The organism is Nocardia nepalensis (assembly GCF_048910785.1).
In the GTDB taxonomy this organism is placed as follows: domain Bacteria; phylum Actinomycetota; class Actinomycetes; order Mycobacteriales; family Mycobacteriaceae; genus Nocardia; species Nocardia nepalensis.
Genome location: NZ_JBKBET010000020.1, coordinates 1,098,706 through 1,107,813, shown reverse-complemented (window position 1 = coordinate 1,107,813; position 9,108 = coordinate 1,098,706). Strand labels below are relative to the sequence as shown.

Here is a 9,108-nt window from a genome sequence, read left to right as displayed (position 1 = left end):
ATCAGGCGGGTACGGCTGCGCCGTCGAGCTGGGCGTGTAGGGCTGTGCAGTTGGACCAGGCGGGTAGGGCTGTGCGGTCGGGCCAGGCGGGTACGGCTGCGCCGTCGAGCTGGGCGCGTAGGGCTGTGCCGTCGGGCTAGGCGGGTGCTGTGCAGTTGGATTGGCCGCGTAGGGCTGCGCCGTCGGATCAGGCGGGTACGGCTGCGCCGCAGGGCTTGCCGGGTAAGGCTGCGATACCGGATTCGGCGGGAACCCAGGCGGGTGCGGCGGCGGTGCCGCGTGCTGCTGCGCAGGCGCGGTGTGTGGTGCGTAAGGCTGCTCCGGCACTGGCGGCGAAGCGTATTGCTGTGCGGGCGGCGAAAACGGTGGCGTGCTCGGCTGCGGCGGGTTGAACGACGGCGAACTCGGCTGCGGCGCCGCACCCGCCTGCCCCCCACCCGCATCGTCGACCGAAATCCCGAAATCGGTAGCCAGCCCGGCCAACCCGGTCGCATATCCCTGCCCGACCGCCCGGAACTTCCACGCCCCCTGCCGTCGATACAACTCCCCGAGCACGAACGCGGTCTCCGAACTGGCTCCGGTGCTGTCGAACCGCGCCGCCTCCGCCCCGCTCACCGCATCCAGCACCCGCACATACAGACCACGGAACTGCCCGAAGGTCCCGCCATCCGCGGAAGCCGCTATGACGATCGTGTCGATCTGCGATTCGACCTGCGCCAGATTCACCGCCAACGTGTCGATTACGGTCGGCCCCTGGCGTTTACCTTCGTGCCGCACCGCGCCGGACGGATGATCGGGCTGGTTGTAGAAGACGAAGTCGTTGTCCGAGCGCACTTTTCCGGAGACGAGTAACAGTGCGGAGGCATCCGCATCCGGAACCCCTGGACCTGACTGCCACCCCAGCTCGACGCGGACTGAAGACATCGGCACCGCGACATTGGCGCCCTTCATCATCGACACATCTGCCAAGGTATACGACCCGAGCGCGCCCTGTCTCGGTCAGTGCGCGGGCGTTCGGGTCAGCGAGTGGGCGGTGCGATCTGCCAATGTTGTTGCAGCGCACCAGCGATTTCCGGCAGCACCGTCACGGGTACGCGCTTGTGCCGCAGCATCGCTCGAATCTCGTTGACCTGCTCGCGTTTGCGCATGTCGTACGCGCCGGAGACGGGCCGCCGCACCGGCGGGATGGACAGCAGTACGAGTTCGCCGTGGCGCTCGTCGCCGCCGATCAGATCCAGTGCGATCGACCAACGGGCCCGCTCGTCGAGGGTGAACCGTCCGGCCACCACCCGGTCCCATTCGATACTGGATTCCCGCCACGGGGTGCGCCGATAGATCGCCCCGTCGGTGAGCACGACGACATCCCGGCCGAACAGCGCGACCAACAGGGCGATCCCCGCGACCGCACCGGCCAGCAATCCGGTGAAGACCCGATTGAGCCCGAATCCGGCCACGATGGCACCGCAGACCACCACCGTGGCCGCGATCCCGAGCATCCCGTACAGCATTGCCCGCCGGGTCGGAACCACGCCCGCGCGCACCATCGTCATCTCGACCTCCTGCTCAACGCATCCCCAACCTAGCCGGTCCGGATGACCGGTGGCTTCCCGATACGGGCAGGTCGGTGCATCACGCCTCCAGCGCGACCGCGGCTTCCCCGGTGTAGACGAGGAACTGCAGACTCTCCTGGAAATAGAGCTGTACCGATTGCGCGTCGTGGGCGAGGTAGCCGATCGAGAGGTCCTGGCCCAGCTGCAGGTCGAAGTCGCCGCCGCGCGTGGTCAGCACGAACGCGCCGTCGATGGCCGGGGCCCAGATGATCTCGCCCTCCGGAATGAGGCGTTCGATATGAGTGCGGATCGGGTGGCCGTGATCGGAGGTCTCGCTGACCGCGGTGTACAGATCCGCGCTCAACAGCACGGAGTACGGGCCGTCGACGCCCGCCAACCGCAGCGCGCTCAGGGCCTGGGCGACCGACTCCGGCACCAGCCGCGGATCGCTGGGCAGCTTGATCGGGGCATTGGACGAACTCGCCCGGATACCGGTGATATTCGCGGCCTGATAGCCCTCGAAAATGGCCCGGTCCTCGGCGAAGGCGATCCGGCGCGCGGCCTCCTTCACCGCATCCAGATCCGTGTCCTTGGCGCCGCGCTCGACATCGTCGAGTTCCTCGCGCGAGAGCGTGAACGGCACCCGCAGCTCGACCAGCGGCGCGACCACGCGCTGGCGGGCCTGCACGCCCTCATCCGGTGCGGCGATCGCGGTGGTGCGGCCGAGTCCGACCGCGGAGTAGTCGGTGCCGTGCGGTCCGGACAGGTCGACCACCCGGCGGCCGGCGATATGCCGTTTGAAGGTGCGCGTCGCCTCTTGCTCGATCGCCGTCCAAGCCTCTGAGGTGATCGGCGCGAGTTCGCGATGGAGGTTGTTCATGACTGCATGCTCCTTTTCAACGTGCCGATACCGAGACCGCCGTCAGTGCCAACGCCGTTGGGCGACAAAGATTCCGCGAGCGTTTGCGCGGCCACCTCGGGCGCTTCGGGCAGATCGTCGAAGAAATCCGCCGGCGGCGCGAAGAACAGGGTGCCGGTCACCGCGACGGAGAAGTCCAGGATGCGGTCGTAGGCGGCTTCCTCGGTGCCGAGGAACATGCGGGAGAGCATGGTCTCGGTGACGCTCGGTGTGGCCGCGTAGGCGACGTAGTACGTGCCGAATTCGCCGTCCTTGATGCTGCCGAAGGGCATATTGGCGCGCAGGATCTGCCGCTCGGTGCCGTCGGCCTCGGTGATCGTGTTCACCGCGACATGCGAATTCGCGGGCTTGTCCGCATCGGAGAGTTCGAAATCGTCGAGCTTGGTACGCCCGATCACCCGCTCCTGCTCCTCGACCGACAGCGCCCGCCATTCCGCCATGGTGTGCAGGTACTTCTGCACGATGACGTAACTCCCGCCCGCGAAGTCCGGATCCTCCTCGCCGACCACCGCGGCGCTGACCGCCGCCGAACCCTCCGGATTCTCGGTGCCGTCCACGAAGCCGAGCAGATCGCGCATCTCGAAATAGCGGAACCCGACGGTCTGGTCGACGATGGTGACCGCGCCGTCGAGCCGGTCACCAATCGTCATCGCCAATTCGAAACAGGCGTCCTGGGTTTCGGCCTTGATGTGAAAGAGCAGATCGCCCGGGGTGCTGGGTGCGCTGTGCACCTCGCCGACGAATTCGGGGAATTCATGCAATTCGGCGGGCCGCGGCCCGCCGAAGAGACGATCCCATGCGGTCGAGCCGATCGACGCGACGCACATCAGCCCGGCGCCGGGCACCCGAAATCCGATCGAACGACGCAACCCGGGGAGATCGGCGAGCAGGTCCCGCACCGCCGCTTCACCACCCTCGTCGATCGTGGCGACGAGGAAGATCGCGGCCGGTGTGAGCGGTTCCAAGATCGACTGCGGCTCACCCATGGGCTCCACCCTAGAGCCCGGCACCGACATACCGGCCACGCGGTGCTGGCCTGTCGGCTACTACTTGGCGACTGTCAGCAGGAATGCGACATCGTCGACGGCCTTGACGCTGTGCCGCGCCTTGGGCACGACCAGCAGGTCCCCGGCCGACCCCTTCCATTCGTTGGTGCCGCTGATCAAGGTCAGTGTGCCGCTGAGCACCAGCAGGGTGGCCTCGCCCGCATTATCGTGTTCGGCCAGGCTCTGCCCCGCCGAAAGACCGACCACGGTCTGCCGCAGTGCATTGGCATGACCGCCGTAGATGGTTTGCGAACTGCGCCCGCTCGTGGCGGTGGCGGCCAACTTGAGCTGTTGGCGCGCGACCGCAGTCAGCGATTTCTTGTCCATGGACCGCCTTTCGCAGATGCAATCAGCCGAATCAGGGCTGGTGACACGGGCTGATATCCAGGAGTATGCCCGACCGGCGGGTGACGTGTGTCCGGTTTGACCGCCGTACCGGTCTGCGGCGTGTTCGCTGCCGTTCGGTGATCGAACTGTGTTCGGCGGTCCCGAATGCGCAGTGCCGGGGGTTTGCCAACGGTCGGATTATTCGCGGGTGTAGCGCCGAATGCGGAAGCGCAGGCCGGACTTCGACTCGCGCCACGGGTCGGTATCGTCGGCGTGCCACTCGGGGCCGATGGCCGGTGCGTAGGCATCGCCGTCGACGTGTGTGTCCACCTCGGTGACCAGCAGGTCCGTCGCGAAATCCATGGCGGCCCGGTAGATTTCGCCGCCGCCGATGATCCAGACGTCATCCGGTGCGCTCGCGGCCAGTGCGTCGGAGAGCGAGCCGGCGCGTTCGGCGCCCGCCGCCGACCAGTCGGGTCGGCGGGTCACCACGATATTGCGGCGGCCGTCCAGCGGGCGGAATCTGGGCGGCAGGGAATCCCAGGTGCGACGGCCCATGATCACCGGATGACCCAAGGTGACGGCCTTGAAATTCGCCATATCCTCGGGCACACGCCAGGGGATGGTGTTCTCGAAGCCGATCACGCCGTCGGGGGTCTGCGCCCAGATCAGTCCGATGGTGCGCTCGCGCCCGCCCGTCGCCCGACCGCCACCGATCACCGAATCGGTACGTGATGCCGCATTCATACCGCGACCGGCGCCTTGATCGCCGGGTGGTGCTGGTAGCCGATCACATCCACGTCCTCGTAGGTGTAATCGAACAGTGTCGGCGCGGGCCGCAGACTCAGTGTCGGGAACGGATACGGCTCGCGGGTCAGTTGCTCGGTGACCTGCTCGACGTGGTTGTCGTAGATATGGCAGTCGCCGCCGGTCCAGATGAAATCACCGGGTTCCAGCTCGGTCTGCTGCGCCACCATATGGGTGAGCAGCGCGTAGCTGGCGATATTGAACGGCACGCCGAGGAACAGGTCCGCGCTGCGCTGGTAGAGCTGGCAGGACAACCTGCCCTCGGCCACATAGAACTGGAAGAAGGCGTGGCACGGCGCCAGTGCCATCTTGTCGAGTTCGGCCACATTCCAGGCCGAGACGATGATGCGCCGGGAATCCGGATTGGTGCGCAGGGTGTGCAGGACCTCGGAGATCTGGTCGATATGGGAGCCGTCCGGCGTCGGCCAGGACCGCCATTGCACGCCGTAGACCGGGCCGAGTTCGCCATTGCGGTCCGCCCATTCGTCCCAGATGGAGACGCCGTGCTCATGCAACCAGGCCACATTGGAATCGCCGCGCAGGAACCACAGCAACTCGTAGACGATCGACTTCAGATGCACCTTTTTGGTGGTGATCAGTGGGAAGCCCTTGGAAAGGTCGTAGCGCAGCTGATGTCCGAAGACGCTGCGCGTGCCGGTACCCGTGCGATCCGACTTCGCCGTGCCCGACTCCAGGACCAATCGGAGCAGGTCCTCATACTGGGTATCCGCATTGTTGGCCACGCCTGGCGAGCTTACCCACCCCTGCGCCTGGCAAGCTCGGGCCATGCGCAAGCTCTACGTGATCGGCATCGGTGCGGGCGATCCGGACCAGGTGACGGTGCAGGCGATCAAGGCCATGCGGCAGGTCGAGGTGTTCTTCGTCATCGGAAAGGGTGCCGAGAAACAGGAACTGGTCGACGTGCGCACGGCGATCCTCACCGAACACCTCGATCACCCCTATCGCATCGTGGAGATCGCCGACCCGCCGCGCGACCGCGCGCCCGCCGATTATCAGGGGGTCGTCGAGGATTGGCACGACCGCCGCTCGGCATTGTTGGAGGATGCCTTCGCCCAGGTCGACGGTGTCGGCGGCATCCTCGTCTGGGGCGATCCGTCGCTGTACGACAGCACCCTGCGCATCATCGAACGCGTGCTGGATCGCGGTGCGCAGAGCTTCGACTACGAGGTGATTGCGGGCATCACCAGCGTGCAGGCACTGGCCGCGCGGCATCGGATGGTGTTGCATCGCATCGGCGAGCCGGTCCACGTCACCACCGGGCGTCGCCTGCGCGAAGAAGGGCTCGATGGCTCGACCGTGGTGATGCTCGACGGTGACTGTTCGTTCACGCAGGTGCCCGGCGACGATGTGCACATCTGGTGGGGCGCGTATCTGGGGATGCCCGACGAGACGCTGATCGAGGGGCGGCTGCGCGAGGTCGAGAAGGAGATCGTCGAGCGCCGCACGCGATTACGTGCCGAAAAGGGCTGGATCATGGACGTCTACCTGTTGCGTCCAGCCGACCAGCCGCCTTCACCGTGACGAGGACCGGCGAGGTCTGCAACGAGTGGATGGCTTCGAGCGCGCCGAGGCGGTGGGTGAGGTAGTGGTGCAGTGCCTCGGGATCGGGGCACATCGCTTGTGCGACCAGGTTTGTCGGGCCGGTGGTGGCGGCGACGAAGGCCAGTTCGTGGTGCTCGGCGAGCGCGGTCGCGACACGGTCGAGGTGCGATGGCGCGACCGACATCCACAGCAGCGCTTGGGTAGTGGCGCCGAAGTGGGCGTCATCGAGTTCGACATCGAAGAAGATCGCTCGGGCCGCCTGTAGATCCGTGAGCCGTCGCGTGACCGTGGCTTGGGACCAGCCGGTCGCGGTGGCGAGTTGGGCCAGTGTGGCTCGGCCGTCTTGTTGCAGGGCGGCCAGTAATGCGGCGTCGGTGGCGGCGAGGCTGCGGCCGGCTGCGTGGCCGGATCTATTCGGCTGCAATTGGTTTCGCTGGTTTTCGTCCAGTGCGGTGGTATGGCCGCGCCATGCGGTCGGGCCGCCGAGGTAGGTGTGCAGGACGTAGTGGGCCGAGACGGCCGTGATGCCCGCGGCGCGGGGAAGGTCCTGCAGCAGGATCGAGCGGGAGGCGGCGGCATCGCGCGGAATATTCACTACCAGCAGGATTTCCGTGCCGCCCGAGGTGAGTTTGACCCAGGAGGTGTCCGGGCGGCGGGCGAGGGAATTCGCGAGGTTCTGGCCGGTGGCCGTGGTGGTGGTGAGGCGGACGAGCCATTGGGTGTGCCCGGCGTGGCCCGGATCGGCGAGGCCGACCACGCGCAGTCCGGCGCTGGCGCGCAGGCGTTGGTAGCGGCGGGCGACGGTTTGCGTCGAGACGTTCAGGGCCGCCGCGATCTTGTTGAACGGGGCGCGCCCGTCGATGTGCAGGGCGTGGATCAGGCCGCGGTCGACGTCATCGAGCATGGAAATATCTTTCACTTCCCCACTGGATATGGAAACTATCCGCTGATCCGTGCCGGTTGATGGTCTGTTCTGCCGCGTCTGCGGAAGGTGGACGACACGGGCTCATCTGGCCCGATCGACGAAGGAGAAATTCGATGATTCTGGTGACCGGAGCGACCGGGACCGTGGGCCGCGAGTTGGTCGGCAAATTGCTCGAGTTGGGTGTCCCGGTGCGGGCGACCACGCGGCGACCCGAGACCGCCGGACTGCCCGAAAGTGTCGAGGTGGTGCGCGCGGACCTGGGTGATCCGGACAGCCTCGGGCCTGCGATGCGCGGTGTCGATCGGGTATTCCTGCTCTCCAGCGGCCCCGAAATCCCATCCCACGACGCGAATCTCGCGCAGGCGGCAGCCCGCGCCGGAGTCGGCCACCTCGTCAAGCTGTCATCCGGCCGCACCGGCGACGACACCGCGACCGATCCGATCCCCACCTGGCATCGCGCCGGTGAACAGGCGGTCCGGGACAGCGGAATCGCGTGGACGATTATTCGCCCCTTGGGATTCATGGCAAACGCACTGCACTGGGCCAGCTCCATTCGCGATCACGGCGCGGTCTACGCCCCCTTCGGCCAGGGAAGAATCGCAGTGGTCGACCCGCACGATATCGCCGCGGTCGCCGCGACCGCACTAACCACCGAAGGCCACGAGGGCGAGATCTACACCCTGAGCGGCCCCGAACCCTTATCACCCGGCGAACAGACCGCCATCCTCGCCGACGTCCTCGACCGCCCCCTGCACTACGTCGAGGTCGACCCCGCCACCGCCCGACAGTCGATCATCGACCACGGCATCCCGGACGCCATGGCCGACGCAATCATGGCCCTCCGCGCCACCGCCCTGGAAGCGTTCACCTCAGTCGTCCACCCCACCGTCGAACGGATCACCGGAACCCCACCCCGCCCCTTCCGCGACTGGGCCACCCACCACCGCGCCCACTTCGCGCCCCCCAGGTAGGTGATCAAGATCAGGTGGAATCTATGGCGGCATCGCGCGAGAAGGGTCCGCCACCAGTTCCACCTGATCTTGATTCGCATGTGTGCGTGAAGAGGGCCGGTGTCGGTGGGGCCGGGTAGCGTGGGGGTCGTGCCTGAGCTACCGGAAGTGGAGGCGTTGGCGCAGTTTCTGCGGGAGCATGCGGTTGGCGCCGTGGTGGGGCGTGTCGACGTGGCGGCGCTGAGTGCGGTCAAGACGTTCGATCCGCCGGTGACGGCGCTGTCCGGGCGTGATGTGACCGGCGCGGGCCGGTGGGGCAAGTTTCTCGGGATGGAATGCGATGAATTGTGGTTGATCACGCATCTATCGCGCGGCGGCTGGTTGCGGTGGATCGATGAGCCCAGTCAGACGCCACCCAAGCCGGGCGGTAAGAGTCCCCTCGCGCTGCGGGTGCACTTCTTCACCCCGGAGGGTATGACACCCGCATTCGACCTGACCGAGGCGGGCACCAAGAAACGGCTCGCGGTGTACATCGTCGACGATCCGAAAAAAGTGCCCGGCATCGCGCGCCTCGGCCCGGACGCCCTCGAGGTGACCGAGGAGCAGTTCGGCGAAATCCTGCACGGCGCATCGCAACGCATCAAGACCGCGATCGTGGATCAGACATTGATCGCGGGCATCGGCAATGCCTACTCCGACGAAATCCTGCACACGGCCAGGATCTCACCCTTCGCCAACACCAAAACCATGTCGGCGGAAACCATCTCGATCCTCTACGAGGCCATGCGTTCGGTGCTGACCGACGCGGTCCAGCGATCCGTCGGCCAGGACGCCGCCCGCCTCAAGGGCGAAAAGCGTTCCGGTATGCGGGTACATGCCCGCACCGGCCTGCCGTGCCCGGTGTGTGGCGACACCGTTCGCGAGGTTTCCTACGCCGAGCGCTCGTTCCAGTACTGCCCGACCTGCCAGACCGGCGGGAAGGTACTCGCCGACCGCCGCATGTCGCGACTGCTGAAGTAGG

11 protein-coding genes are annotated in these 9,108 nt (G+C 66.7%); 3 read left to right on the top strand and 8 right to left on the bottom strand.

Translation table 11 applies throughout. From position 1 onward, the window contains the following. From ACHQ4I_RS16345 to ACHQ4I_RS16315, 7 genes are all read right to left on the bottom strand, one after another. Nucleotides 1-954 (bottom strand): TerD family protein (locus ACHQ4I_RS16345; protein ID WP_420772725.1); only part of this gene is annotated, 954 nt, incomplete at its 3' end. A 65-nt stretch (nucleotides 955-1,019) separates the two neighbouring features. Continuing rightward, complete coding sequence (locus tag ACHQ4I_RS16340; protein ID WP_420772554.1) at nucleotides 1,020-1,550, bottom strand: hypothetical protein; 531 nt, start codon at nucleotides 1,548-1,550, stop codon at nucleotides 1,020-1,022. Between the two features lie 79 nt (nucleotides 1,551-1,629). Beyond that, a complete protein-coding gene (locus ACHQ4I_RS16335; protein ID WP_420772553.1) occupies nucleotides 1,630-2,430 on the bottom strand; it encodes a family 1 encapsulin nanocompartment shell protein in 801 nt (266 codons plus the stop codon). Beyond that, nucleotides 2,427-3,455, bottom strand: a complete 1,029-nt coding sequence (locus ACHQ4I_RS16330; protein WP_420772552.1) for a Dyp-type peroxidase — start codon at nucleotides 3,453-3,455, stop codon at nucleotides 2,427-2,429. Before ACHQ4I_RS16330 ends, ACHQ4I_RS16335 begins: the two co-directional genes overlap by 4 nt. Before the next feature lie 60 nt (nucleotides 3,456-3,515). Next, the gene (locus ACHQ4I_RS16325; protein ID WP_355176414.1) at nucleotides 3,516-3,842 is read right to left on the bottom strand and encodes a cupin domain-containing protein; all 327 of its coding nucleotides are present in this window, start codon (nucleotides 3,840-3,842) and stop codon (nucleotides 3,516-3,518) included. Nucleotides 3,843-4,040: 198 nt separating this feature from the next. Further along, entirely contained in the window at nucleotides 4,041-4,589 is a 549-nt protein-coding gene (locus ACHQ4I_RS16320; RefSeq protein ID WP_420772551.1) for a dihydrofolate reductase, read from the bottom strand. Next, a complete protein-coding gene (locus ACHQ4I_RS16315; RefSeq protein ID WP_420772550.1) occupies nucleotides 4,586-5,437 on the bottom strand; it encodes a thymidylate synthase in 852 nt (283 codons plus the stop codon). Before ACHQ4I_RS16315 ends, ACHQ4I_RS16320 begins: the two co-directional genes overlap by 4 nt. Here ACHQ4I_RS16315 and cobF point away from each other — a divergent pair. Next, nucleotides 5,436-6,191 (top strand): precorrin-6A synthase (deacetylating), encoded by a 756-nt coding sequence (gene cobF, locus ACHQ4I_RS16310; protein ID WP_420772549.1) that lies wholly within the window; start codon nucleotides 5,436-5,438, stop codon nucleotides 6,189-6,191. The two genes, ACHQ4I_RS16315 and cobF, sit on opposite strands and share 2 nt — an antisense overlap. Here the strand turns inward: cobF and ACHQ4I_RS16305 are convergent. Continuing rightward, nucleotides 6,142-7,131, bottom strand: a complete 990-nt coding sequence (locus ACHQ4I_RS16305) for an Lrp/AsnC family transcriptional regulator (protein ID WP_420772548.1) — start codon at nucleotides 7,129-7,131, stop codon at nucleotides 6,142-6,144. The two genes, cobF and ACHQ4I_RS16305, sit on opposite strands and share 50 nt — an antisense overlap. Nucleotides 7,132-7,250: 119 nt before the next feature. Between ACHQ4I_RS16305 and ACHQ4I_RS16300 the strand changes: the two genes are divergently transcribed. After that, nucleotides 7,251-8,108, top strand: a complete 858-nt coding sequence (locus tag ACHQ4I_RS16300) for an NAD(P)H-binding protein (protein ID WP_420772547.1) — start codon at nucleotides 7,251-7,253, stop codon at nucleotides 8,106-8,108. Nucleotides 8,109-8,237: 129 nt separating this feature from the next. Continuing rightward, nucleotides 8,238-9,107 carry an Fpg/Nei family DNA glycosylase gene (locus ACHQ4I_RS16295; RefSeq protein WP_420772546.1) on the top strand — a complete coding sequence of 290 codons (870 nt, stop codon included), beginning with the start codon at nucleotides 8,238-8,240 and terminating at the stop codon, nucleotides 9,105-9,107. The last annotated feature ends 1 nt before the right edge of the window (nucleotide 9,108 follow it).

Bases quoted from the DNA above. Each gene is read 5' to 3' on its own strand.
- ACHQ4I_RS16340 (WP_420772554.1), bottom strand. From the start codon at position 1,550: ATGACGATGGTGCGCGCGGGCGTGGTTCCGACCCGGCGGGCAATGCTG.
- ACHQ4I_RS16335 (WP_420772553.1), bottom strand. From the start codon at position 2,430: ATGAACAACCTCCATCGCGAACTCGCGCCGATCACCTCAGAGGCTTGG.
- ACHQ4I_RS16330 (WP_420772552.1), bottom strand. From the start codon at position 3,455: ATGGGTGAGCCGCAGTCGATCTTGGAACCGCTCACACCGGCCGCGATC.
- ACHQ4I_RS16325 (WP_355176414.1), bottom strand. From the start codon at position 3,842: ATGGACAAGAAATCGCTGACTGCGGTCGCGCGCCAACAGCTCAAGTTG.
- ACHQ4I_RS16320 (WP_420772551.1), bottom strand. From the start codon at position 4,589: ATGAATGCGGCATCACGTACCGATTCGGTGATCGGTGGCGGTCGGGCG.
- cobF (WP_420772549.1), top strand. From the start codon at position 5,436: ATGCGCAAGCTCTACGTGATCGGCATCGGTGCGGGCGATCCGGACCAG.
- ACHQ4I_RS16315 (WP_420772550.1), bottom strand. From the start codon at position 5,437: ATGGCCCGAGCTTGCCAGGCGCAGGGGTGGGTAAGCTCGCCAGGCGTG.
- ACHQ4I_RS16300 (WP_420772547.1), top strand. From the start codon at position 7,251: ATGATTCTGGTGACCGGAGCGACCGGGACCGTGGGCCGCGAGTTGGTC.